Genomic DNA, 24,626 nt, shown 5'->3' on the forward strand with positions numbered 1-24,626 from the left:
CACTCCCTAATAAATTTTTAGTAAATTTCCAACTTCCTGATAAAGTTTAAGTCCCCGCATAAAAACCTCATCACTAAAATTAAATTTTGAATGATGTAAAGGGTACGTAAATCCCCGTTCCTCATTTCGAGTTCCTAGCATAAAAAACAATCCCGGAACTTCCTTCTGATAATAAGCGAAATCCTCCGCAATCATCATCGGGTCCATTTCAACCATCGATGAGGCGAGGGAAGAAGACTTAATCAATTCCACTAAATGAGCATCATTTACGATACACGGGTACATATCTCTAAATGTTGTCGTAATTCGGGCCTTAAACATCGACTCAAGACCTTGATTAATCTCAACCATTCGACGCTTTATCGTTTCATAAACCTCTTCACTAAATGCTCGAATCGTTCCCGTCAACTCTACTTCTTCTGCAATAATATTTCGCCGTTCTCCACCATGCATCGTCCCAATCGTTAAAACACCACAAGAAATAGGGTTTAAATTACGACTAACAATCGTCTGATAACTCATTAATAACTGTGAAGCAATGACTAACGCATCCGTTGATAAATGTGGTAAAGCCCCATGACCTCCACGGCCCTGCACCTTAATATCAACCTCACCCGTCTGAGCCGTCATCACACCTTTTCTAAGACCGAACTTTCCTTCTTCAATTTCTGGATACAGATGTAAGCCAAAAATGTATTGAACGTGATACTTCGTGAACACCCCTTCGGAAACAACGACCTCGGCACCTCCAGGGCCCTCTTCCGCGGGTTGAAAAATTAGTAGAACGCTCTTTTTTAGTTCATTGATGGTCGATAAATATGTCGCAAATCCTAAAAGAATGGACATGTGACCATCATGACCACATCCGTGCATTTGCCCCTCATGAATAGAAGGATGCTCCATCTGAGTTTCTTCAGTTAAACTAAGACCATCCATATCCGCCCGAAAAGCAATACATGTTTCACTCTCTCCTCGGCGATAGGCGAGGAGTCCTGTCTTTGCCGTAGGATATACCTCGTATCCTAATTGAAGTAATTGTTCTTTAAGATAGGCTGATGTCTTAAACTCACAAAAGCCTAGTTCAGGAATTTGATGCAAATACCTCCGATGAGACTTCATTATTTCATTTAAATCCATCTGTCATCCCCCCTTACAGGTTCAACCTCTGTGATAAAATGGCCACGGCTCGTTCTTTATCTAAACGATCAATCGCATAAGAAATACTAATCTCCGAAGTCGTCACTTGTCTAAATGGTATTTTATGATCACTTAAAATTCGGAATAAGCGACCACTCACTCCACTTTGATTTCGCATTCCCATTCCGACGACTGAAAGCTTTGAAATTTCAGACTCCATACATACATGATACTGCGGATCTAACTCGTCCATCACCGCTTGAACCGCCCCTCTATCCTCAACTTTGGCCGTAAAGGATACACTCAGCAGTCCCCCGAATGAGGCCGCCTGACTAATCATGTCCACATTAACATGACGCGCGGCTAACTTGTCAAAAATTAAAGCCATGTTTTCTGCTGCGTCAGGAATCTGACTAATCGTTACCATTAAAATATCATCACAAACACTTAGTCCTGTTACTACTTTTTCTTCCATTGTCCCGTCATACTCCTTAATATACGTTCCCTTCTCTTGGTTCATGCTTGAAGCGACATAAATAGGAACTTTATACTTTTGACCGATTAAAATTGACCTTGGTTCCATGACTCCTGCTCCAAGACTCGCCATTTCCATCATTTCTTCATAACTAATCACTTCTAATTTCTTAGCCGGCTTATACAATCGTGGATCGACAGAATAAATCCCCTCAACATCCGTATAAATATGACAAGGAAAAGATAATTTTGCGGCAAGTGCAACTGCCGTCGTATCTGATCCTCCACGGCCAAGTGTTGTTATTTCCCCTAATTCGTTCATACCTTGAAATCCCGCGACAATGACAATTTTTCCTTCTGCCAAATAATCCTTAACTTTATCAATATCAATATCGATAATTTTATTTTTGGTATGAGGGCCCACCGTTTTAATTCCCGCTTGAAATCCCGTTAAAGAAATAGCCTCGTACCCTTCCTCCTGAAGCGCCATCGTTAATAAAGCAATCGAGACTTGTTCACCCGTCGAAAGTAATAAATCTAACTCTCTTTCATCGGGGTGTTGACTGATTTGACCCGCCAGTTCCACTAAATGATCCGTTGTTTTTCCCATTGCTGAAACAACAACGACCATATCCAGACCCTTCTCCTTTTCTCGGATAATTCGTTTGGCTACATTTTTTATTTTTTCTGGCGTCGCCACTGAGGTTCCCCCATATTTATGCACTAATCCCCTCATGATTCTCCCCCTCTATAAAACTTCTAACGCTAATAATTCCTCTAATGTTTGTCTACGGCAAACTAATCGACATTTTTCATCGTGAACAAAAACAACGGGTGCCTTCGGAATTTTATTATAATTTGAAGACATCGAATAACCATACGCCCCCGTTGAAGCAATAATTAAAATATCTCCGCTAGCAATTCCTAAAATATCAACATCTGTAATTAAAATGTCTCCACTTTCACAACATTTTCCCGCAATCGTTACTTGTTTTTGATCACCACTTCTCATTTTATTAACAATCGCACACTCATAGCGTGCCTGGTAAAGAGAAGGCCGGATATTATCAGTCATTCCGCCGTCAACGCTAACATATGTTCTAATATCCTTAATGTCTTTTGTTGATCCTACCGTATAAAGTGTGCTTCCCGCATTGGCCACGATTGAACGTCCAGGTTCAATAACAAGGGTTGGGACCTCAATACCTAGCCGCTGACAAGAGGTATCAACTTTACTCAAAATAGCTTCACAAAACTGCTCGATTGTTTTTGGGTGATCATTTTCAGTATAATATACGCCTACTCCCCCACCGAGATCCACCTCTCGAATCTTAATCTGATACTTCTCGTCAAGTTCTTTCACTAAGTTCATCATAATGTCTACTTCATCTAGGAAAGGTTCTACATCAAAAATTTGCGATCCAATATGGGCGTGCAATCCAACAAGCTCTAAGTGCTCATAGCGTGAAAAAACCGATAAACACTCATACAAGTCACCATTGGTTAACGTAAACCCAAACTTAGAATCAATTTGTCCTGTTTTAATGTAATCATGGGTATGGGCTTCAATCCCAGGCGTTATCCTTAAATAAATGGCTTGCTTGCGTCCACGCTGCTTACAAAACGCCTCAAGTAAATCGAGCTCATAATAATTATCAACAACAAAACGACCAACCCCTAAATCAAGACCCATCTGAATTTCATCAATCGTTTTATTATTTCCGTGAAAAAGAACACGCTCCATTGGAAATTCCGCCTTATGGGCCGTGTACAGTTCACCACCCGATACCACATCTAGATATAGACCTTCTTCCTTAATTAATTGACACATGTAAAGTGGTAAGAAAGCCTTTCCTGCATAAGCAACTCGATTTTTACGTTCATTTACTTTAAAATAATTCACATAATCTCTACAATTTTGACGAAGTAATTGTTCATCAAATACATATAACGGAGTCTGGTAACTTTTAGCGAGATCTAAACAACTCACCCCTCCAATATGTAATTCATCATTTTTTACTGACATCGTTCCTAATAGTTTCATTGCGTCGTCCTTTCTTTAGATAACGAAAAAATCGTACTTACAAAGAAAAGCTCCCCAGATTAAAAGTTAAGGAAGCTTCATTCATCATCCCATATAAAAATGGTATTAGCACTTGTGAGACTGGCCGAATTATTCATCTCACTTATCGTACAGTAAAAAATATATTCACGTCTAAGCCAATTTATACGGATTCGATACGTTTTAACAACCGTTTTCTTACGATTTTTTCCAATCATTACTCGTTTTATTCTACATTTAATTAGGGTATGATAGAACTATTCCTAATCGTATAAGAAATGGGGAATTATAATGTTTGAAGAATTAATGATGCAACCTTTGTCACACTTCTATGAGGAAGGAACCTATGAAGAAATTCCTTACTGCGCCAATTGCAATTTAGAAGTAGGCCCTGGAGGGCGAGTTGATACTAGATTTCCCGAACGTGACGATTATAATCGTTGTCGTCAATGCATCGGTAAATAAACAAAGACGTGAATAAGCATAACCCCAGTTATGCTTATTCACGTTTTTTCATGGCAACCTTTCAAATGACTAAATGACATATAGACTCTCATTCATAACAACATCATGGTCACCAATGATTGACCCTAACTCCGGCATTAAAATTGAATGTGCCCCATTTTATGCTTTTATTGTTGAAAAATAAACACGAATTTAAACAATAACTCTCTCTTTTTATGAAAAATACATTATATTTTACTTTATTTTTTAGTTCCCGCGCATGTTGGAGATGACAAAAAAGCATGAAAATCACTCAGGATCTTCATGCCTCTTATTTATCAAGGTTCTAAAATCAATTGCTTATCTAAACGATACACTCGGTCACAGCAAGCAAAAATCTCTTCATCATGAGAAATAATAATAACACTTTTATCTTTTAAATAGGTACGAATACACTCGATGATTAACTGCTTATACTTCCCATCAACGTAATTTAGCGGTTCATCTAAAATATAGACTTCCCCATCTAAATACATTCCGCGTAAGAGTTGAATGATTTTTTGTTCGCCGCTTGAAAGAAGCGGAGTTTCGGGCTGAACCGTTGTATTTAAATCGCGTTGATTATCTTTTAGCACATTTAAAAGTGATTGCACTTCTTCTAGAGCGAAAAACGCGTCTAACTTTTCCGAAGAAGGATCCGTTGTGAGTGTAATGTTTTCAAGAACAGTTCCACTAAATAAAAATGATTTTGGGGGAAGATAGATAACGTGTTCCCTAATCGTTCGCGCATCAAGCGCCGTATAATCCACACCGCTATAGTGTAGGTTCCCGTCATATCCGTCACGCAATTTAATTAGGAAACTAGCAAGCGTTGATTTTCCGGCACCATTTCCGCCTTTAATTCCAACTTTTTCTCCTTTCTTTAACTCCAAATTCAAGTGATTAAACAAAGTCCGGTGTTCATACGAAAAAGTTAAGTCATTAATCACCAGGTCCGTATACGTTGGAAGCTGTGTCGAAGAAGAGTCCGGCTCCTCCTCGAGTAAAAGAAAATTCTTAACTCGCTCAAATGAGACGTTCCATACCTTCATTTCTTTTGTCAACTCCATAAATGTTTCGATTGGACTCCACACCTTAGAAAAATATAAATTAAACGAAATCAGCGTCCCCATCGAAATTTGATGATTAAACACTAAATACCCACCAAAACAATAAATCAATAACGTTGCTAAATTCATCACGCCCGTCACATAAAAATAGTCATATTGCATGACATTTTTTGTTTTTTGGAGAGATTGTTTAAAATACTGATTCAGTCCATGATGAATCCGATGCTCCATAAACGATTGCGCACGATTTACTTTAATATCCAGACGCCCTGCCATGAGTTCCTCTGCCATACTTTTTAATTGTTCGTCTTCTTGAATCAATGCGTGACTTGTCTTCTCGATTCTTGGCGCATAAATTTTATAAAGAAAAAGGAAAATGGGGATTAACACTAATAAAAGCAAGGTCAAAATCACATTCATCCTAAACATGATGAAAATTAACGCGACGACATAACCCCCATCAATCAAAACATCGACCCAGGCACTAACGATTAACGGACGAATGGTCTCAGTATCATTAAAAATTTTTTGAATAATTTCCCCTGTTGTCGTGGAAATAAACTGATCATTCTTACCGTTAAATAGTTTGACTAACATACTCTGCTTCATTTGATTTAATACCCGAATCTCAATCAACTGTTGTAAATAATACTTTAACGATAATACACATGAAAAGACGATCATTGTTCCAATGAGCAACAACGTCGTTGACTTAAATCCTCCTAATTGTTGGTACTGAATGTCATCAATTAACTGTTTTGTTAAATATGGAATCATTAAAAGTAACCCTTTAACCAAAAGGCTAACCGTGATGTAAAGCATAAGCCTTCCTTTCGATTGATGATACCCCTTAAAAATTGATAAACTTCCCTCATCCAATCTCCCCCCTTTTGAACTATTATCTCCAATCTACCACTTTTACCATTATATGTAAATGATTATTCATAAAAAAAGCACCCTTCATCTCGTGTCGCGTTTTATCTCTTTTTTACTCCTCCTATTATATTCGACATAGATGAAATCTATATCTTCTTTTAATTATCGTAAATTTTGATCTAAAAAAAAGAGGAATCAAACCATCTAAATGATGGACTAATTCCTCCTGATTATATGATTAGAATTTATTTCCCCCTACGATTTAACAAATACGGTATGAGTCCAGTTGAATACAGACTACATACCTCATCAATTCGTTTTTTATTAACTGTCTACTTGACAGGTACTACTCCAAAGAGCCTTAAATCGATCTTTTTTAAACAATAGAAAAGAAATAAAGCATCATAAAATAAGTCTAAATTATAATTAGTTGATTCCGTTTCAAGTTAAATCGGAACAATTAATGGACTTTCGTTCGTAAAAAATAGCCTCCTTTTCTTTGATATCTAAAGTATAGTTCAAAGTTGGAGGCCGAAATAGCTGTGTTTATATTACACGCTTACGATTCTTTCATCATTATTCAAAATCCTTTAATTTATCTATTCCATTATTTAAATCTTGTATAGCTAATACTTTTAAAAGTATCTCCATACATTCTAAATCTTGATGTAAAGCTCCAAACCCCTTCTCGTTATCATTATGTAATTTATTCCCAGTACTAGTTATTACAGATTCCAACTCTTCCTTATATTCTTTCAACTCATTGCTTATTTTTTGTAAAAGTTCTTGTAATTTACTAGAAATATTATGGTTACTGTCCCTAATGTCCTCACAATCTTTATTTATTTCATCAACTTTGAAGTGTAAAAGCTGTAACTCTCTTTCTTTTGCTACTAATTCTTTTAAACTCTCTAACTTCTCATTCGTACGATATAATTCATTTTGTAAATTAACAATACTCTGTTTGCTTGGTAAACCAATAAACTCCCAAAAGTTCATCTACTTAATCTCCTAATCCATTAAATTCAAAACATCATTAATAATTTCTATTTTTGAAATACATTTTGCTTTTTCTAGCTCAATCTTGTCTTCATTATTTACTTTAATTTTCTCAAACTCTAATACCTTATCATTTAACTCTTTTAAAGAACAAATAACTTCCTCAAGTTTGTCTATAACCTGATCTTCAATGTATTCTTGTTGCTCAAGAATACACTCGCGTATATTATCACAAAGTTGTTCCCTAGCTTCTAATAAAACTTTATTTCCTAGACACTCCATCCGTTGTTTCTTCTCTAACCCCTCTTCAAGTTGAAGTATCCTTAGACATTCGGTATCATCTAATGATATCCTTTTAGCCAAATGAACTTTAAAACTTCCCCTAATATTTCTTTCGATTTTTAAAAATTCTCTCTTCATTTTATTAAGATTAATTTTAACCCCATTACTACCGTTTGTCTCACGTAATTGTTCAATTAAATATTCAAAATAAATTTTACTTTCTTTTAATGATAATTCTTCCAATTCATCAGCTTGCTTCTGAAGATTTAAACTAAAATTACTAAGAGATTCGTTAATACGTATTGTCTCGGATAAACGCGCACTCTCCTTGATATAGCTTGATAGTTCGCTAACTTCTTGTGAAAGTTTATCAACCTCTGTGCACATATCTCTCAATTTTCTCCCCATATTTTCCACCGTTTCAGATTTTATAACTCTTCCTACTGTCTCTATACCTGATCCGATAGTTCTACCGACCTTCTTGGCAAATGATTTGCAAGCGCTCCAAAACCCCATTATAAACCACCTTCTTCCACATAATGATGTAATATTTCTTCAACTAATTTTTTTTTCAAAATAGCTTCAATGATTACACTTTGTTTTGTTATGACATATTGAGCGTTACTTTGTTCAAAATGATCACAAGCTGTTATTTTCTGTTTTAAACACTGTGATATTACATCTAAAGCATCTTCAAGTATAACCTCCATTTCTTCTACAAGGTTTAATAATTCTTCTTTAATTTCATGAATCAATTCATCTAAACATATTTGAAATATTGAATCTAGAAATTTATCCATTCTTTCCTTTTTTTTATTTCCTGGTCTTAAAGACAATATTTCCCGACATTCTAAATTATCTAATGAAATAGTCTGATGTATTTTTTTCTTTAACTGACCATTCAGACACCTTTTTATCTTCAAAAAATCTTTCTCTACTTTACGTATATTAATTCCATGCTTATCAAACGATTCACATTCATCCTTAATATATTCAAGAAACTCTTCAAAAAAATAGGAAACCTCTGTTAACAAGTGATTTTCTATTACTTCAATGTCTGTATTTAAATCAGTAAGAAACTCTTGAAAAATATTATTAGTAACCATAATCTCATCAATAGTTTCTTGTCCATCTAATATAGCTGATTGTTTACTGATTTTTTCACTTGTTTCTTTCTTTTTATTAAAAAATAGATTCCATAAAAACTTTCCCCCCTTATAGATAATTTTCCATAAATCGATAGGTTTTTTGTGGGTAATGGGGGCAACCTTTGATTGTCTATTTAACATTTTTATTTCCTCCTAGCCCCCTAATTTGAGTATATAACTCTTCCGCTCTCTTCTCTGTTAAAATTCTAATTTGTTTTAAAGCCTTTTCCATCTCCTCTTTTTCCTTTTGCATAGATTCTAAAATGCGTTTACTATTTTCGGATTCTTCTCTAATAGTATTAATGTCCGCATCCGCGATAGCTAAGATATCTTCCTGATTCTCTTTAATACAATTAAGAAGATGTAAGATATCTAATCTATGATTTTTATAACTTTCAGAAATATCTTGTAATAGTAATTTCTTATGTTTAACTAATACCTCTTGGTTCAGTTTAGCCTTTAAAAAATCAATATTTGATAATTCTAAAAGCTGATTTAAATTTTTGTCAAACTCTTTGACTCTAAATTTACGAGCAATCGGCTCTAACTCGAAGTAGATTTCATCTTCACTTAAATTATCAAATTCATTTACCAAGTTATACAAATAAGAAGCTACACTAATTAAATTATTTTGGGCTAAAGAATTGTTCCCAAAACAGTCGTTTTTACTCAAATGTTTAAGCCACTCTTCTTTTTGTTCCTTCCAATTTTCAATCGGTCTATTTAATGAATCTAATTGAGTCCCAATAACATAAACCTTCTCTGGATTATATCGACTATTAGAAAACACACTATAAATTGTCGCTAACTCTCCACCAGTTAAAGCGTCCGACTTTACACACACTAATACAGCATTTGCTCGATCAATGTATGTTCTCGTAATATCAGAACGATATTTCACTGGATCATCTAATCCTGGGGTATCTACAAAAACGACATCTTTAGGAATATTTGCATCTTTAATCCCTACTTCTACTTCTTTAACAAAATAATGTGTTGCTTCTTTTGAAGAAGTCCATTTTTTTATTTCTTCTTTTAAGTTTACAAGATGATCAAACTCTTTAACTATAGATTTATGATTTAACCAATTACTCTTTTCACTATCTGCATTTAATTTACTATACTCCTCTAAAAATACTTCTGCTTTTGAATCTTGAACACTATTCCATAAAAAATCCCATTCTACTTCACTATAAAAAGTTACCTTAACATAATGCTTATTCTCTGATGATTTAAACTTCGTTAATGCTGCCGTTTCAGGTGTTACTGCTGTAGACGCTAAGTCTAATCCTAATAATGCATTAATTAATGTTGATTTCCCTGCCTTAATAGCCCCTACAAACGCAATATGAAATTCTGGATTTCGACAAATATTCAGAAAATTATCCAAATCCTTAATTAAACTATTACTAATATTTTCTCTAATATTTTTGTTATTTAAAGCTAACTTAAGATTATGAATATTTTTATAGTACTTATTAACTGTAGAATCCCAAATAATTTCTGTGCATTCTTGTGAGTTTATTTCTTTGTGAAATTCATCCACTGAATTTCTAATTTTTTCTATTGCTTCCTTATTTTTAATATTATATTTATTTAATACTACCTCTAAATTTTTAATATTCATCTTTTCCTCCTAAAAAAATTGTGATTTTATGTATTTTATTATAACATTTAGTAAATTAATTTTACAATTCATTATATAAAATTTAACTTGTAAAATAGTAGCTGCATATACAAAGATATCACTAATCCGATAAAGTGTATGAATGTCACTAAAAAGTTTTTTTCCCACTCTTTCAGTTATAAAACGTTTACATTATATAATGAAAAGACGTCTTAGAAAGGTATATAATCATGAATTTTAATGCCTTTTTTTCCTGAAAACCTTGTGATTAAATCCGTCAAAAATAATAGGAATACAATCTTTATTTGTTTAAAATCTGAATCAAAATTTAATCATTGTCCCTTATGTGGTATGAAAAGTCACCAGAGAAAACACAAAAAAACTAGTAAATTATTGAAAACCCCAAAGTTTCAACTCACCTCATTCATCTGGAAAAAAACAATGTCTTTAACTCAAGCGAAATTGGAGTTATTAAATGAACTACTTTAAGTTCGTGTGGATTTAAGTGAGTTATATACAGCCATCCGCGTATTTAGAGAATTGGTCACGATGAGGCAAATATTTAAATTATTTCAATGGCTAGAACGTTACGCTACTCACAAAATTAAATTACTTCGTCAGTTTGTCGGTGAATGAAACGTAATGAGTAATCAATCAGTAATGCATTAGTTTATTCATACACTAATGCAATTTGTGAGGGGAATGTCAACGGAATGAAAATGATTAAAAGACAAATGTATGGACAAGAAAATTTTGAACTTCTACGTATTAAAGGGCTTTTCACCAAAATAGTAGTAGAACCATTTTTTATTAACATTTACATTAATTAATCCTTTAGCAAAGATTCGCTTAAATATTTTAATTAATGTCGAATAGGCTCCAAAAGTAATTGCTATATTTTTACATATAACTTATAATATTTAATAGATTATAATTCGGGAGGATTATTAAATTGGAGATTGATATTTCACCATCTTTCACAATCATAATCATGCAATTACTCGCACTTATCAAAATTGGGGCGGGAATCTATCTATGGTTTTTAATCATTAAAGCATTAAGGATTTATATCAAAAAAAATTCATAAAAAAACACGGCACCCTTCATCTTGTGTCGTGTTTTTTTGTTTTATTTTACTCAGCTAATTCCACTTGAACCGGTTGTGGAGCTACAATTTCTTTATCGATTCCTACAATATCTAAGATTCTTTGAGAACGTTCACGAGTCGATCCTGTGATAAGTTCATATTTCACATTTTCTGCATTTAAGAAACCTAAAATCGCATTATCTACTTGTTGCGCGACTTCTTCGTCTTGCCAACGAACCCCATCTTTTTTATATCCAAATTCACGAGGAACAAAGAAAATATAGTCATAGTTTGGTAAATCGCGAATCGCTAAACTATATAAATCATTTAAAATTTCAATTTCTTTTTTCGTACGTTTTTTATCCCCAAGCATTAAACGTCCATAAATATAAGGAACAAATGTTGCATAGTCTGTCACGGCATACTCATGTCCTTTTAAAGCATTCTCTAAATGTAATTGTCCCAAGTAAATTCCATATTGTTCCGAAATCGATTCAATCATCCCTTTATCGCGTAAATAATCGGTACTATATTCCGTCGCTACCCCTACGTTAATATCACGAATTTTCATATCGACATATAACTGTTGAATAAGCGTTGTTTTCCCACATCTTGGTCCACCTAGGATTGCAATTCTTACTGTCATCTTTCACGTCTCCAATGTATCGAATTTTTTTATCTCAGAACTCTTCTTTGAGTCTAAATTATATCAATAAATCTCGTCTTTTTCAATGACATTTTCCTTCAAATAACGACGCCGAATCAAACTATTTATTGACCATTCGATATTGAATCGCTAACCCTTTTAAGAAGTTTCGTAAATAACGGTCACCGCATTCACGGTAGTTTTTATGCCCCTCTTTTCGTAATACTGCGCTTAATTCACCTTTTGAAAGCGAAACACCCGCTAAATTTAAAATTGAAATCACCTCTTCCGCCGTTAACGATAACGCAATCTTTAATTTTTTTAAAACAATATTATTCACATTATTTCGCTTAATCGTCACCGGTTGAGACGTCGATTCTGTTTTTTGTTCCTGAGGTCCTCGTTTAAAAATAATCAATCCGTTTAAAAAGGCATCTAACATTTTATTCGTACACACCATTGTTTCTTCATCCTCAGCGTCTGTAAATCCAAACTCCTCTTTAACTTTCGTTAATAACCTTTTAACATCCTCTTCAGTTAGGGTTATTCCCCCTAATTTAAAAATTTTAACCATTTGCCCGTCTTTTAAATTCAAGGCATATCGAATACGAATTAAAATATCATTATTATTCATGTCAAAACCTCCAACATTTCGTCTTTTTTCTTATTATATCATGAAAAAGGGAGCCATCTCACAAAAGATCGCTCCTTATCCCCTACAATGACTTTGGTGTCACTAATTCTAAATGATAGAAATCTTCATAACCATAATCACCGACATGATTTAAATAAACACGAATAATTGCTCGAATGTTTGTGCCACAGCTTCGAAGCTCATCCTCTAACTCATCACTATTATGATAGTCAATTAAACGCTCCACCACTTCTGAAATCGTCGTCGCGTCTAATTCTAACAAATCGACGTTTGATTCAATGTAACTTCCTTCTCGTAAAAACATCACTAAATAATATTGATCCACTTGAAATGCCTCCTCAACGTTTTACTTTATTATAGCATAATTCATATTTTATTCATCAGTTGTCCATCCTACTTAACGAAAATATTTTTTTATCGACAAGTTCGACATTTCAGAGTATACTTAAAAAATATCGCTAAAGGATGTGAAATGATGCGTTTAAATAAATTTATTAGTGAATCAGGAAAAGCGTCTCGTCGTGGAGCAGATAAGTTAATTGAAGAGGGACGCGTTAAAATTAATGGACGAAAAGCGAAAATTGGTGACCAAGTGAAACCTGGAGATGAGGTTATGGTCAATGGTCAACGTCTTCGCTTAGCGCGTAATAATGTCTATATTGCCTTAAATAAACCGGTAGGTATTACGTGTACAACAGAAAAAAACGTCAAAGGAAATATTATCGATTTAGTGAATCACCCTCTTCGAATTTTTAATATCGGGCGACTTGATAAAGATTCAGATGGGCTCATTTTATTAACGAACGATGGAGATATCGTGAATGAAATTTTACGAGCTGAGAATAATCACGAAAAAGAATATATTGTCTCAGTTGACAAACCAATTACCCCTGAATTTATCGAAAAAATGTCAAAGGGAGTCCGAATTCTTGGAACAAAAACACTTCCTTGTTATGTAGAACAACTCTCTAAGTACGAATTTAAAATCATTTTAACCCAAGGTCTTAATCGTCAAATTCGCCGGATGTGTGAAGCATTAGGCTATGAAGTTTACCGTCTTCAACGTGTCCGTATTATGAATATCCATTTAGGAAATCTTCCAATTGGACAATGGCGCGACTTAACAAAAAAAGAAAAAGATCGTTTATTTAAAGATTTAAACTATACACCACAAGAGTGGTAAAAAAAAACAGCGATTCCTACTAAGAAGGGGGCGCTGTTTTTTCATTTCGTTTCATCTGCTTCATCAATGCCCGGGTATCGGGATCAGTTTTTAAAGATTCCCTAATTTTTTGGAGCGCCTTATTATAAGTAAAGGTATCAAGTGTTGTCTTTTGTAAATACCTTAACGTTAGCTGTGGATAATTCACATAACAAACAGAAATCGCCCAGGCAATCGCCATCCGCACATAATAGCCGGAATGCATCGTTTCTTCAAGCAACCCAAGCACCTGCTCCACATAACGATTATTCACATAATAATTCAAGAGCATCACGACGCCAAAACGGACTTCAAATTCATTCGTCGATTTTAAATACGCCGTGACTTCAGACCAAAAATACTCTGGATGACACCCCACCACCTTCAATCCTGAACAAAAACTATCGCACACTGACCAGTTATCAATCAATGGAACAAATTCTTTGATGTAGTAAAGGTGGCGCTCAAGAGGAAGATTCTTCAGGTAACCAATGACCATCCCTCTTAACATCACTTCCTCAAAGTAAACCGTCTCACGCTCTGATAAAAAAGAAGTAGCTCCCTCTTTCACAATCTTTTGTGCCATTTTCCTTAAGTAGGGTAGCCTCACCCCTAGAATATGAGGTGTCCCCGGTAATAAACGTGAGGCGAAGACCTGATAATCAGGCTCTGCTAGCTTTAAAAGTTCAGCCCTTATATTCATTAATCACCCTCCTAAACAATTTTAAGACCTAGCAAGCTGGCTAATGCGACCGCCTGCTCGCTTGAAACGGTCAATCCTCTTAAGTTTTCAACTGGAACGATGATCTGTTGAATATCACAACTTGAAAAGTCGAGGGTTGCTAACGATGTATTTATAAATTCACTTTCTGCTAATTGGCATTCTTCATAGCTTACCTTCTTATACTGGCATTCATTAAAACTGTTGTTTTTCATTTGATTATTTATAAAGTTAACAAATTTAAATTTACTGTAGGAAAAATTAGCATATTGCATCGTATTCTCCAAAAAAGTAGTATGCCAAATACTACAATTCGATAAGTCACTCCCTGTTAATCGACAATTTTTAAATTCACAGCGATGGATACTTCCATCCATTAATTTTAGATGAGAGAGCTCGCAATTTTCAAAGACGGTATCCGTTAGATCCATTCGGTCAAATTGACACGGTTCGAAGTGAACATTTTTAAAATGACATTTGCTAATATAAAGGCGATCCATCAGTTGAGATGAAATCGTCACATTTTCAAATAACATTCCTTGAATAAAAGAGTCTTCTCTAATAAGTAACTCAAAACATTGTTCAGGTTTCAACAATGGGGATAATTTCGGTTTTTCTATTTTTTGCATTTTCTATCGCACCCTATTTCAAATTTACTACTATCATATCACGATTTCTTCTTCTCTGTCTTCCTAAAAAAAGCCATCTACAGCGAACTAAACTCATGCTTAGTTCGCTGTAGATGGCCTTTAACCCACTCCCTATCTCTTATTCCTACATTTTAGAGAAATTAATTAACCGTTGACTTTTAATAATGGGTGCCTCCTGAGTTAATTCAATGACCGTTTGAATCATTCCTAACACATCTGAAGGATGAGCCCCGATAATTCGCTGTTGAATTTGTAAGCTATAATATTTTTCATACGGTTGTTTCACCGGATATAGCGTATATAATGTAGTAATCATTGGCTGAATTAAGTCTTTTCTCACACCCGCATAAGGTGTCATTGGGCCACGACTATCAATCATAAACGTTTGTCCTGTCGCCGGGCAAGTGACTCCAATCATTCCATTCATATTAATATATCCAGCTTGACACGTCAATTTTTTAGCTAGATCCTCTTCATCTAGTAGAAGTTTTAATCTGTTATCCTCCAACGTGTATAAACGAACAATCACCGCATCATTCTCGCCGCCTGTTCGCCCTGTAATTAAAATTTGACTTTGATTCATCTTTAAAAAATCGCCGAGAAACAACTGTAAATCGTACCCTATAAGATCTAATTGAAACTTTAATTTTCGATCATCCATATAATGAATTAATAATTCGACTTGCTGAATATAGGGTTGATTCGGACTATACGGTGTTCCAAAAAGAACGACTTTTTCACAATTATAATCTCCATCGATATCACCAAATTGAATACTAAGAACTGCTTGATCAAGTTGCATACTCCTGATTCCTCCCCTCATCTCTTTAAACTATATGTCCATCAAAGAAAAACATGATTAGGCAATAAAAATCTTCTAAAACTAAAACCCGTTAAATACAAAAAAGGAGCAGGTAAGCCGTTTATTTCAACGAATGATCCATGATTTTTACAAAATACTCCGCTTTATTCCCGATTCATGAATCAATCGGTCTTTTCTTAGGACAGATTGTAATATTAAGTGCGACAAATAAAAAAAGCTCATAAATAGAATTCTTTGTTATAGAATGAAGTTACCACACCAAATTCTTAACAAGGAGATCTATTTATGAGTTATAAACATCTTAACACATTTGAGCGTACACGTATAGAAGTTCTTTCAAAAATGGGTTATTCAACGAGACAAATTGCGGGGCAATTAAATCGTCATCATTCAACCATTGCTCGTGAACTAAAACGAAATACTCAAAAGATGTATCAAGCAGAGCTAGCAGATGAATTAGCCGAGCAACGTCGCTTAGTTTGTCATCGTCCAGAGACCAAATCTGAAGAAGTTATTCAAACCATCCAACATTATTTAAAGTTAACCTGGTCGCCTGAACAAATTTCTAATACGGTTTTAAAGGGGGTTATTTCATTCAAAACTATTTATCGTTGGATTTATGACGGAACGATTTTGTTAGGGGATTTAAGCTGTTTAAGGCAAAAGGGAAAACGCCGAAAACTACGAGAAACACGCGGACGATTTAACATTGGGACATCAATTCATCAACGTCCGAAAGAGGTAAAAAAACGTCAGGCATTTGGTCATTGGGAACTTGATACAGTTGTTTCAAGCCGTGGTAAAAGTAAAGGATGTTTAGCTACATTTATTGAACGTCAAACACGATTTTATGTCGCCGTTAAAATCGAAAATCACTCAGCATCTGAAATGTACCGAGCGATTAGTGAGTTATATGAACATTTTCCTAAAGACACCTTTAAAACTTATACCGTTGATCGAGGAAAAGAGTTTGCTTGTTATTCCAAAGTAGAAGCAGATTTAAAGGTTCCTGTTTACTTCGCTGACGCCTATTCCTCTTGGCAAAGAGGAAGTAATGAAAATGCCAATGGTCTTCTTCGAGAATTCTTTCCGAAGAAGACGGACTTAGCACGAGTTAGTGAGAAAGAGATTGATGAAGCCCTCCTCCTCATTAATCATCGACCACGAAAATGCTTAGGTTGGAAAACTTCATTCGAGCTATTTCATGAGAAACTGTCGCATTTGTATTGACAATTCGTCTTAGCAAAAAAAAAGATGGGCCCTTTCCCAATAATAGCCCATCTGAATATAAATTAAACGATTTTCAAACTAGTCAACTCACCGTCTATCTCCCAATCGAAAAGAATTTTACACCTTAAGAAACAACCCGAATGGCTGGATACATATGAACTAAAGACCGAATCTAGCGACGATAAAACGCTCTAACACTTAAACTTTTTATCATCACCTATCTTTTAGCTCCCCCTTATAAAAGACACCTTCTTTATCCATCTTTTCACGATAGAGGCCCTATAGACTGATAACCTTTACCCCCATAAAGGTTCTTTAACAATTAAAAAACTCCCAATAATTAAATGATATGCATGATAAACTCACGACAGACACTTCCCACCTATAGAGTTAAATCCAATAACTAAGACTTTATCTCTCATCAACTCTATACATTGATTATAGCGAAGTCTGTCGAAGAATTCGAGTGCGCAAAGGTATACAACAAACAAGAATCCCCTTTCTTTTATACAAAATCCCTCTCTCTTTTTTTTAGAGAGAGGGATTTTCAAATTAGTCCACTGACTTTAATGATTCCACCATTTCGACGTTTTTTAACTTATAGTACATGGCAAAATTCACAATTACAGCAAAGAGAATGGTTAATCCCGCTGCGTATAAATAACTAGTTCCCGCAATTTGACGACCAAACATCATCATGTCTACCTCAACTGTCGTCATAACAAATAAATGTAATAACACTCCTAATCCAAGCCCAACAAGTGTTCCAATTAACGTTAAAATAATATTTTCTCGATAAATATAGGCTGATACTTCCTGATCGTAAAAGCCAAGTACTTTAATCGTTGCAATCTCACGCATACGCTCCGAAATATTTACATTCGTTAAGTTATATAACACAACAAATGCTAAAGCACCCGCGGAAATAATTAATAAAATAATAACATAGTTTAAATTCGTTAACATGTCATCAAAGTTATCTTTTAAAGCCGAAACAAAGCTCACTCCACTAATCTCATCACGTGCCATCAATTCACTAGCAACTTGAGACTTCGTCTTCGAATCAGACAAATCAGAAGAAACGAGTAATTGATTAGGCTCTACTTCTCGTCCAAATAACTTTTGATACAATGACTTTGATAAATAAATATAGTGAGAAATGTAGTTTTCTGTAATTCCTACTATACTAACCTGGGCCTGCTCTCCCTTCGAATTCTCAACCGTCACCTGGTCCCCCACCTTAACCTTTAACTGTTTGGCTGCCTTTTCAGTTAAGATCGCCCCCTGATCTGTGAGTTGAAGTTCTTCGTTAGTCAAGCGATTTTGGAAATGAATCACATCCCCTAAGCTCTCTAAATCATCTGGGATAAATAACGTCAGTTCCTTCTGCTCATCATTTGCCATCACTTTACCATTTTCGGTTGTTGTCAATAAAGTAGCACCGAATGTTTCCTCATGAGACAACGCATCTTTAAACATATGACGATCCGTATTTGTTACCATTCGATCAAAAGAAATCGTCATATCATATAAAAATAAAGTATTGAATTGTTTATCCACAATCGTACGAATGGAGTCTTTTAACCCAAATCCGGTTAAGAGTAATGCCGTACATCCCGCAATCCCAAATACAGTCATAAAAAATCGTTTCTTATAACGGAAAATATTACGGACAGTCACTTTGGCAATAAAGCTTAATCGATTCCAAATAAATGGAATTCGTTCTAGTAAAATTCGTTTTCCTTCTTTTGGGGCCTTCGGTCTCATTAAAAGTGAAGGGGTCTCGACTAATTCTGCACTAAGTGCAAAATAAGCAGATAAGGTCGTCACACAAACGGCAATAACAACCGCCAATAAAATGAGCGGCCAACTAAATACAATAATCGGTTGAGGTAAAATATACATCATCGAATACGAATTTACAACAACACTTGGAAACACGAGATTACCTACAGCCACACCTAGTATACTTCCAATCATACTAGCAAGTCCGGCATAAATCAAAAATTTAGAGGCAATTTGATATTTCCCATACCCAAGTGCTTTCAATGTTCCGATATTCATTCGCTGCTCATCTACCATCCGTGTCATGGTTGTTAGACAAACAAGGGCAGCTACCATGAAGAAGAAAACCGGGAAAACTTGTGAAATCGCGTTAATACTATCGGATGCCCCTTGATAATCAACAAATGAATAATGTTTATTTCGATCGAGAATCAACCATTTAGGATGCGATATTTCATCAATTTGTTCTTGAGCCTTTGCTAGTTGCTCCTCGACCTTTTTGAATTCTTCTTCTGCCTCTTTCTTACCTTCCTCATATTGCTGTTTTCCCTCATTATATTCTATTTCACCTTGTTGCAGCTGACGTCTAGCCTCGTCAAACTTCTCCTGAGCTGTTTTTATTTGAAAATCTAACTGAGTTTTTTGCTGGTTTAACGCTTCTTTCGCTTGTATTAACCCTTGCTTTACCTCAATTAATTGTTGTTCACCGTCAATAAGTTCCTGTTCCTTTTTAGCAAGTTCTTCTCTTCCAGTCTGTAGTTGTTCATTCGCCTGTTGATATTGAGCTTCAAGCTTTGTTAACTCTTCCTTTGTTGCCACCTTTTCTTCTTCAGATAACAACGGTCCATTCAATAATTCCTTTAATCCATCAATGGCTTCAGCTAATTGACTAACCTTAGTTGTTGCTTGATTCATTTCTTGTTTAGCTAATTCAATTTGCTCCCAGGATGACGCTTTTATAGCGTAAAATTGTTGATATTTCTCATCAAATACTTTTTGTTGATCAGTGAGTTCTGTTTCGGCCTGATTTAACTGTTGTTTGGCCTGATTGATGGTCGTTTGAAAGGCAGACTCTTGTTGTGTCAACTCATTTTTACCCGAGGTAATGGTTTGTTGTGCCTCCTCTAACTGGGCGGCAGCCTGTTGTAACTCGCCTTCAACCTTTTTCCGTTGAGCGTCATACTCTTCCTTCCCTTTGTTCAATTCCTCCGTTGCAGCCTGCACAACTTCATCATAGCGTACTTGCGTGCGTTGGTGAGCTACCTCTTCTATCGACGAAACGAGGGGATTTAACGCCTCTTGATATTTTTTACTAAAGGTATCTAAATCTCTGACCCCTTCCGCGGTTAAAAAGATTTCGGTATATATTTCTGACTTAAAATCTTCTTGTGGAATCATCACAAAGCTAGAAATCTGACCACTACCGATAGTTGAACTTCCCTTATCAAATGATAGGTAATACGGCGTTTGTACAATTCCAACAACTGTGTATTCTACCGTGTGAAGTTGATCACTAAGCGGGGTGTCGGTTCCAGACTCAAGGGTTAACTTAGAACCAATTTTAATTTGATCCATATAAGCACCTTGCTCAATCACAACTTCACCTGATTTTTGTGGGAGGCGCCCTTCAATGACTTTCACGCGATTAAGATAATTTTTATTTTCATCACTTAAATCTTTAGGCAATGCGTGCAGCTTAAGGACTAATTCACGATTATGATACGTCGTTAAAACATCTTGTGAATAAGTCGGAAAAATTCCCTCAATTCCATCGAGCTTTCGAAGGGCCTCAACATCATCTTCGGTAAAGCCCAATGTGGAAACAAGACGTAAATCCATCATATGATAATCGTCATAGTATTGATCCACAGTCTTTTCCATTGAAAGAGGCGCCGACTTGATTCCAACAAAAAAGGCTACCCCTAACGCACAAATCATTAAAATTGAAAAAAAGCGTCCAAATGATTTTTTGATATCTCGAAATGTGTCTTTTGTTAAACTTTTCGCCATCGTTACCACTCAATCCTTTCAACAGGAATCGGGTTCTCATTGATTTCAATACTCGCAACTCGACCATTACGAACATGGATTACTTTATCTCCCATCGGGGCAATCGCAAGATTATGAGTAATCATGACGACCGTCATTCCCATTTGTCGACACGTATCTTGTAATAACTTTAAAATAGCCTTCCCTGTATTGTAGTCAAGTGCTCCCGTTGGTTCATCACAAAGGAGTAGCTTCGGATTTTTGGCTAACGCCCGTGCAATCGCAACTCGTTGTTGTTCCCCACCCGATAATTGAGCTGGAAAGTTATTTTTACGATGGGAAAGACCGACCGCCTCCAATACTTCATGAATATCTAATGGATTTTCACAAATCTGCGTTGCTAGTTCAACATTTTCAAGGGCTGTTAAGTTTTGAACAAGATTATAAAATTGAAACACAAACCCTATATCGTGGCGACGATACGTAATTAATTGCTTATTGGTGTAATGGGTAATTTCTTTCCCCCCAACAAAGATTTCACCACTGCTTGCAGTATCCATCCCCCCTAATATATTCAAAACTGTACTTTTCCCGGCCCCACTCGCACCTGCGATGACGACGAACTCACCTTTATCAATCGAAAAATTGACGCCACTTAATGCCTCAATCTCCACTTCACCCATTTTATAGATCTTTTTTACCTCTTTAAACGTGATATACTCCTTCACACACCGTCACTCCTTTTATAGTTACAATTCACTAGTTAGACCGTCACCTACATGCCTTGAATCCGCCCTATCTCTCCCCGGTTTCTTCATTATCCTATCGATAAAATAAACAAGATTTCACCGTTAGGAAAAGAAGATAAGTTGTTTGGTTTCTATAAGGGAAAGACCCACTATAAAGGGAATCAAATCTTTGGGAATGTATTCAGTTATTATAAGTTATAACTAAATAAACTGCCTTTCACCTTTGATTATCCACACTTTCCAACCTATCGTGATACCGAGTAAAACGGACGAAATTCAACATAAAACCATTTATTTAGATCCATCGTAGAACCATTATTTTAACTTATAATTATCTTTAATTATGCGTGAGTTCCTATAAAGATACAAGACTTAAATCTAAATTTATTTAATCCCTACATCTATTTTTTTCATTTTTTCTCTTGCATTATTTCAAGAAGGATGTTATGCTATTAAAGCAACCCCTTGCGTTAAGACAAGGAATGTTTCGAGGTTTAGGGAAAGAACAATTTCCATGTACTGTTCTTGATGTGTTGTTAACATTATCGTCGGAAATGATAATGACGAAGCATTCACAAAAAGAAAGTAATTACCACATAAGTTAATTACGAGCGCTTTTTCATAAATAGAGCTCAGATTGCAAACGTAAATGATAAACAATAGATTATCACAGAAACCAATATGACGGCTAATTTCCGAATAACAGACGGAAAACGCGGCTACTAGGCTCTGTTTATTTTTCTTGTTTAAACGCACCACGCGTTTTATAGGAAGAAGGCCTGTAAAACCTTTGGGGTTATTAAACACCAAAGGAGGATATAAAAATGAAACAAATTCAAATGTTAAAAGACGCGGTTAAAGGTTTAGTTATTGGAACTGCCTTATTTTACATCACACCGCCGTTCATTGAAATGATTGCAACACTAACTTCTGTTAGATAAAACATCAGTTATAAATGAAAACAGCCCAGATGGGCTGTTTTTTTATTGTTCTAAATGATCATTCGGATGGACGATATCGTCAACGAATTCTTTTGTTTTATTTACCACTTTTTTTGAGGCATGCTCAATTTTCTCGCCCACGTTTTCTAGACCATCTTTCGCTTCATGTAAAACGTGTTCTGTTGCATGAGCGACATGTTTGGCTCCTTTAGCGATATGATGAGCGACATCTTCAGCAACATCCTCAGCACCATTCACCACTTTTTTAGCCCCATGAGCCACGTCTTCAGCCGCATCTTTAACACCATGGGCTGCTTTATGCGCCATTTTACTTGCACCATGGGCCACATCTTCAGCTACATCTTCAACGCCGTGCATGACTTTTTTAGCTCCACATGCGACATCTTCAGCCATATCTTTAACACCATGAGCTGCTTTATGCGCCATTTTACTTGCACCATGGGCCACATCTTCGGCTACATCGTCCACGCCATGCATGACTTTTTTAGCCCCGTGTTCTACGTCGGCCGCTAAATCTTTCACTTCGTGGGCCACTTTATGTGCGACGTGTTTTGCCCCAGTTGCCACTTCCTCAGCAAACTCTTCTTGATCGGGAGTACGATTACAATTAGACATTTGAACTACCTCCTCTAACGAAATTGGTTTCATAAACGGAAACCACTATTAGTATTCTCAAATCCTCTTTAAAATACGCAAATTTATATTTTTTTCGACGGGGCAGCGCAAATTTTACAACTTTTAAATCAAAAAAATTTGTTCAACGTGCAACCTATATAAATAATCGTTATATCCATCTTTTTATAAGTCATCTAACGATTAATCTCTTTGACCAAATTCATTTAAATTCTCCATCATAGACTAATAGGGCTAATTAACATTCTCATAAGAATAAATCTAACAAGTTAACTTTTCATCTTTTATAATTAAGTTTCCCTTTGCATCAACCTTTCAAACATTTCTCACTTTTTATTCCTACCACCCTAGTTCCCACCTATTTTCAAATAAACGCCTATTTGCATTCTTTTTGATATATTCAAACGCTTTCATTTTGTGTTATAATAAGAATAAATCTAGTCTTTTTCGGGGGAGGAAGCATTTCATTGTGTCACATTTAAGTCTTGAAGTTAATTATAAACATTTCCGTGATTTATATCTATGTTTTTGTGGAATACACCAGTGCGAGTCTTCTCATTCGTTTGGACCAGCTATCCGCTCTAACTATTTATTACATTTTGTAATGGATGGAAAGGGGCGTTATTACTCAAAAGATCAATGCTATGAGATCACTAAAAATCAATGTTTTCTCATTCGTCCTGACGAACTTACCTTTTACCAGGCTGACCCGGTCCAACCATGGACTTATGTTTGGATTGGGTTTGATGGAGAAATGGCAAAAAAATATTTAGAGGCTGCGGGATTTTCCGACCAACAATTAGTCTTACACTACGAGCATTGTGAAGAGTTACAAAATTATGTCACCGAAATGCTCAACTACAACAGTCTTACACAGGCAAATGAATTAAAATACCAAGGATTACTTTACTTATGTTTAGCAAAATTAGCGGAATCAGCTCCAAACAATCTATCTAAACAGGCTAAAAACGAAAACCATTACATTAACCAGGCCATTGCCTTTATTCAAAATAACTATGCCAATTCTATTAAAGTTAGTGATGTATCCCACTATCTTTGTCTCAATCGAACCTATTTGACTGCCTTATTTCAAAAGCATGTTGGCATGTCTGTTCAACAATTCCTGATCCAATTTCGAATGACAAAGGCCGCACAGTTGTTAACTGAAACCGACTTATCCGTCTCGGATATCGCCCGATCCTGTGGATACCAAGATCCACTTGCGTTTTCAAAGTCTTTTAAAAAGATTCACTGTGTCTCACCTACTGAATTCCGTCTCATAAAAAAACAAGACGTCTAACTCGTCTTGTTTTTTTATGAAAGGAACTTTTTAGAAA

Annotated in this window: 22 protein-coding genes; 5 read left to right on the forward strand and 17 right to left on the reverse strand. The window is 35.5% G+C overall.

The annotated features are described in order from the left end of the window. Positions 1 to 6: 6 nt before the first annotated feature. Genes AC6I0I_RS09355 through lysA form a run of 3 tightly spaced genes read right to left on the reverse strand, consistent with a single transcriptional unit; the run spans position 7 to position 3,655 of the window. On the reverse strand, positions 7 to 1,137 hold the full coding sequence (locus tag AC6I0I_RS09355; RefSeq protein ID WP_161831923.1) for a M20 metallopeptidase family protein: 1,131 nt from the start codon (positions 1,135 to 1,137) through the stop codon (positions 7 to 9). A gap of 13 nt (positions 1,138 to 1,150) precedes the next feature. After that, the gene (locus tag AC6I0I_RS09360) at positions 1,151 to 2,347 is read right to left on the reverse strand and encodes an aspartate kinase (RefSeq protein WP_262953825.1); all 1,197 of its coding nucleotides are present in this window, start codon (positions 2,345 to 2,347) and stop codon (positions 1,151 to 1,153) included. A gap of 12 nt (positions 2,348 to 2,359) precedes the next feature. Then, a complete protein-coding gene (gene lysA, locus AC6I0I_RS09365) occupies positions 2,360 to 3,655 on the reverse strand; it encodes a diaminopimelate decarboxylase (RefSeq protein WP_262953826.1) in 1,296 nt (431 codons plus the stop codon). Between the two features lie 309 nt (positions 3,656 to 3,964). On the opposite strand from lysA, the gene AC6I0I_RS09370 reads away from it, so the two are divergent. After that, positions 3,965 to 4,138: a hypothetical protein gene (locus AC6I0I_RS09370; RefSeq protein WP_161831920.1), complete on the forward strand. Its 174-nt coding sequence runs from the start codon at positions 3,965 to 3,967 to the stop codon at positions 4,136 to 4,138. A 317-nt stretch (positions 4,139 to 4,455) separates the two neighbouring features. Here the strand turns inward: AC6I0I_RS09370 and AC6I0I_RS09375 are convergent, their stop codons facing one another. The 5 genes from AC6I0I_RS09375 to AC6I0I_RS09395 form a co-directional block, all read right to left on the reverse strand. Further along, the gene (locus AC6I0I_RS09375) at positions 4,456 to 6,105 is read right to left on the reverse strand and encodes an ABC transporter transmembrane domain-containing protein (RefSeq protein ID WP_161831919.1); all 1,650 of its coding nucleotides are present in this window, start codon (positions 6,103 to 6,105) and stop codon (positions 4,456 to 4,458) included. Positions 6,106 to 6,678: 573 nt separating this feature from the next. Then, entirely contained in the window at positions 6,679 to 7,101 is a 423-nt protein-coding gene (locus tag AC6I0I_RS09380; protein ID WP_262953827.1) for a hypothetical protein, read from the reverse strand. Positions 7,102 to 7,113: 12 nt separating this feature from the next. Further along, positions 7,114 to 7,899 (reverse strand): hypothetical protein, encoded by a 786-nt coding sequence (locus AC6I0I_RS09385; protein WP_262953828.1) that lies wholly within the window; start codon positions 7,897 to 7,899, stop codon positions 7,114 to 7,116. Continuing rightward, positions 7,899 to 8,672: a hypothetical protein gene (locus tag AC6I0I_RS09390; RefSeq protein ID WP_262953829.1), complete on the reverse strand. Its 774-nt coding sequence runs from the start codon at positions 8,670 to 8,672 to the stop codon at positions 7,899 to 7,901. Before AC6I0I_RS09390 ends, AC6I0I_RS09385 begins: the two co-directional genes overlap by 1 nt. Then, positions 8,662 to 10,158, reverse strand: coding sequence for a dynamin family protein (locus AC6I0I_RS09395; RefSeq protein ID WP_262953830.1), 1,497 nt, complete (start codon positions 10,156 to 10,158; stop codon positions 8,662 to 8,664). The genes AC6I0I_RS09390 and AC6I0I_RS09395 overlap by 11 nt, the downstream gene beginning before the upstream one ends. A 653-nt stretch (positions 10,159 to 10,811) precedes the next feature. Here AC6I0I_RS09395 and AC6I0I_RS09400 point away from each other — a divergent pair. Further along, entirely contained in the window at positions 10,812 to 10,988 is a 177-nt protein-coding gene (locus tag AC6I0I_RS09400; RefSeq protein WP_411040340.1) for a hypothetical protein, read from the forward strand. 303 nt (positions 10,989 to 11,291) lie between these two features. Here the strand turns inward: AC6I0I_RS09400 and AC6I0I_RS09405 are convergent, their stop codons facing one another. The 3 genes from AC6I0I_RS09405 to AC6I0I_RS09415 all read right to left on the reverse strand — a co-directional run bounded on the left by AC6I0I_RS09405 (position 11,292) and on the right by AC6I0I_RS09415 (position 12,871). Beyond that, the gene (locus AC6I0I_RS09405; RefSeq protein ID WP_262953831.1) at positions 11,292 to 11,891 is read right to left on the reverse strand and encodes an ATP/GTP-binding protein; all 600 of its coding nucleotides are present in this window, start codon (positions 11,889 to 11,891) and stop codon (positions 11,292 to 11,294) included. Positions 11,892 to 12,012: 121 nt separating this feature from the next. Further along, positions 12,013 to 12,525 (reverse strand): YehS family protein, encoded by a 513-nt coding sequence (locus AC6I0I_RS09410; RefSeq protein WP_262953832.1) that lies wholly within the window; start codon positions 12,523 to 12,525, stop codon positions 12,013 to 12,015. Between the two features lie 82 nt (positions 12,526 to 12,607). Next, complete coding sequence (locus AC6I0I_RS09415; RefSeq protein WP_161831915.1) at positions 12,608 to 12,871, reverse strand: hypothetical protein; 264 nt, start codon at positions 12,869 to 12,871, stop codon at positions 12,608 to 12,610. A gap of 150 nt (positions 12,872 to 13,021) precedes the next feature. Here AC6I0I_RS09415 and rluF point away from each other — a divergent pair, with 150 nt between their 5' ends. Beyond that, positions 13,022 to 13,729, forward strand: a complete 708-nt coding sequence (rluF, locus tag AC6I0I_RS09420; protein WP_161831914.1) for a 23S rRNA pseudouridine(2604) synthase RluF — start codon at positions 13,022 to 13,024, stop codon at positions 13,727 to 13,729. A 19-nt stretch (positions 13,730 to 13,748) separates the two neighbouring features. Here rluF and AC6I0I_RS09425 read toward each other — a convergent pair whose 3' ends face one another. The 3 genes from AC6I0I_RS09425 to AC6I0I_RS09435 all read right to left on the reverse strand — a co-directional run bounded on the left by AC6I0I_RS09425 (position 13,749) and on the right by AC6I0I_RS09435 (position 15,920). Then, positions 13,749 to 14,450, reverse strand: a complete 702-nt coding sequence (locus AC6I0I_RS09425) for a DNA alkylation repair protein (protein WP_262953833.1) — start codon at positions 14,448 to 14,450, stop codon at positions 13,749 to 13,751. A gap of 11 nt (positions 14,451 to 14,461) precedes the next feature. Next, positions 14,462 to 15,097: a pentapeptide repeat-containing protein gene (locus AC6I0I_RS09430; protein ID WP_262953834.1), complete on the reverse strand. Its 636-nt coding sequence runs from the start codon at positions 15,095 to 15,097 to the stop codon at positions 14,462 to 14,464. A gap of 145 nt (positions 15,098 to 15,242) precedes the next feature. Further along, a complete protein-coding gene (locus AC6I0I_RS09435; protein ID WP_262953835.1) occupies positions 15,243 to 15,920 on the reverse strand; it encodes a YybI family spore inner coat protein in 678 nt (225 codons plus the stop codon). Positions 15,921 to 16,226: 306 nt separating this feature from the next. On the opposite strand from AC6I0I_RS09435, the gene AC6I0I_RS09440 reads away from it, so the two are divergent. Further along, positions 16,227 to 17,171, forward strand: coding sequence for an IS30 family transposase (locus AC6I0I_RS09440; RefSeq protein WP_497993641.1), 945 nt, complete (start codon positions 16,227 to 16,229; stop codon positions 17,169 to 17,171). 552 nt (positions 17,172 to 17,723) lie between these two features. Here AC6I0I_RS09440 and AC6I0I_RS09445 read toward each other — a convergent pair. From AC6I0I_RS09445 to AC6I0I_RS09455, 3 genes are all read right to left on the reverse strand, one after another. After that, positions 17,724 to 20,966: an FtsX-like permease family protein gene (locus AC6I0I_RS09445; RefSeq protein WP_262953475.1), complete on the reverse strand. Its 3,243-nt coding sequence runs from the start codon at positions 20,964 to 20,966 to the stop codon at positions 17,724 to 17,726. Positions 20,967 to 20,968: 2 nt separating this feature from the next. Next, a complete protein-coding gene (locus tag AC6I0I_RS09450) occupies positions 20,969 to 21,673 on the reverse strand; it encodes an ABC transporter ATP-binding protein (protein WP_161831909.1) in 705 nt (234 codons plus the stop codon). A 1,004-nt stretch (positions 21,674 to 22,677) separates the two neighbouring features. After that, positions 22,678 to 23,271: a hypothetical protein gene (locus AC6I0I_RS09455; protein WP_262953476.1), complete on the reverse strand. Its 594-nt coding sequence runs from the start codon at positions 23,269 to 23,271 to the stop codon at positions 22,678 to 22,680. Positions 23,272 to 23,758: 487 nt separating this feature from the next. Between AC6I0I_RS09455 and AC6I0I_RS09460 the strand changes: the two genes are divergently transcribed. Next, positions 23,759 to 24,589, forward strand: coding sequence for an AraC family transcriptional regulator (locus AC6I0I_RS09460; RefSeq protein ID WP_262951094.1), 831 nt, complete (start codon positions 23,759 to 23,761; stop codon positions 24,587 to 24,589). The last annotated feature ends 37 nt before the right edge of the window (positions 24,590 to 24,626 follow it).

Source organism: Turicibacter sp. St.80E1 (genome assembly GCF_059728495.1).

Coding starts and splice junctions, on each gene's coding strand:
- AC6I0I_RS09430 (WP_262953834.1), bottom strand. CDS start 15,097: ATGCAAAAAATAGAAAAACCGAAATTATCCCCATTGTTGAAACCTGAA.
- AC6I0I_RS09380 (WP_262953827.1), bottom strand. CDS start 7,101: ATGAACTTTTGGGAGTTTATTGGTTTACCAAGCAAACAGAGTATTGTT.
- AC6I0I_RS09425 (WP_262953833.1), bottom strand. CDS start 14,450: ATGAATATAAGGGCTGAACTTTTAAAGCTAGCAGAGCCTGATTATCAG.
- AC6I0I_RS09390 (WP_262953829.1), bottom strand. CDS start 8,672: ATGTTAAATAGACAATCAAAGGTTGCCCCCATTACCCACAAAAAACCT.
- AC6I0I_RS09395 (WP_262953830.1), bottom strand. CDS start 10,158: ATGAATATTAAAAATTTAGAGGTAGTATTAAATAAATATAATATTAAA.
- AC6I0I_RS09455 (WP_262953476.1), bottom strand. CDS start 23,271: ATGTCTAATTGTAATCGTACTCCCGATCAAGAAGAGTTTGCTGAGGAA.
- AC6I0I_RS09385 (WP_262953828.1), bottom strand. CDS start 7,899: ATGGGGTTTTGGAGCGCTTGCAAATCATTTGCCAAGAAGGTCGGTAGA.
- AC6I0I_RS09440 (WP_497993641.1), top strand. CDS start 16,227: ATGAGTTATAAACATCTTAACACATTTGAGCGTACACGTATAGAAGTT.
- AC6I0I_RS09360 (WP_262953825.1), bottom strand. CDS start 2,347: ATGAGGGGATTAGTGCATAAATATGGGGGAACCTCAGTGGCGACGCCA.
- AC6I0I_RS09355 (WP_161831923.1), bottom strand. CDS start 1,137: ATGGATTTAAATGAAATAATGAAGTCTCATCGGAGGTATTTGCATCAA.
- lysA (WP_262953826.1), bottom strand. CDS start 3,655: ATGAAACTATTAGGAACGATGTCAGTAAAAAATGATGAATTACATATT.
- AC6I0I_RS09410 (WP_262953832.1), bottom strand. CDS start 12,525: ATGAATAATAATGATATTTTAATTCGTATTCGATATGCCTTGAATTTA.
- AC6I0I_RS09370 (WP_161831920.1), top strand. CDS start 3,965: ATGTTTGAAGAATTAATGATGCAACCTTTGTCACACTTCTATGAGGAA.
- AC6I0I_RS09435 (WP_262953835.1), bottom strand. CDS start 15,920: ATGCAACTTGATCAAGCAGTTCTTAGTATTCAATTTGGTGATATCGAT.
- AC6I0I_RS09445 (WP_262953475.1), bottom strand. CDS start 20,966: ATGGCGAAAAGTTTAACAAAAGACACATTTCGAGATATCAAAAAATCA.
- rluF (WP_161831914.1), top strand. CDS start 13,022: ATGCGTTTAAATAAATTTATTAGTGAATCAGGAAAAGCGTCTCGTCGT.
- AC6I0I_RS09405 (WP_262953831.1), bottom strand. CDS start 11,891: ATGACAGTAAGAATTGCAATCCTAGGTGGACCAAGATGTGGGAAAACA.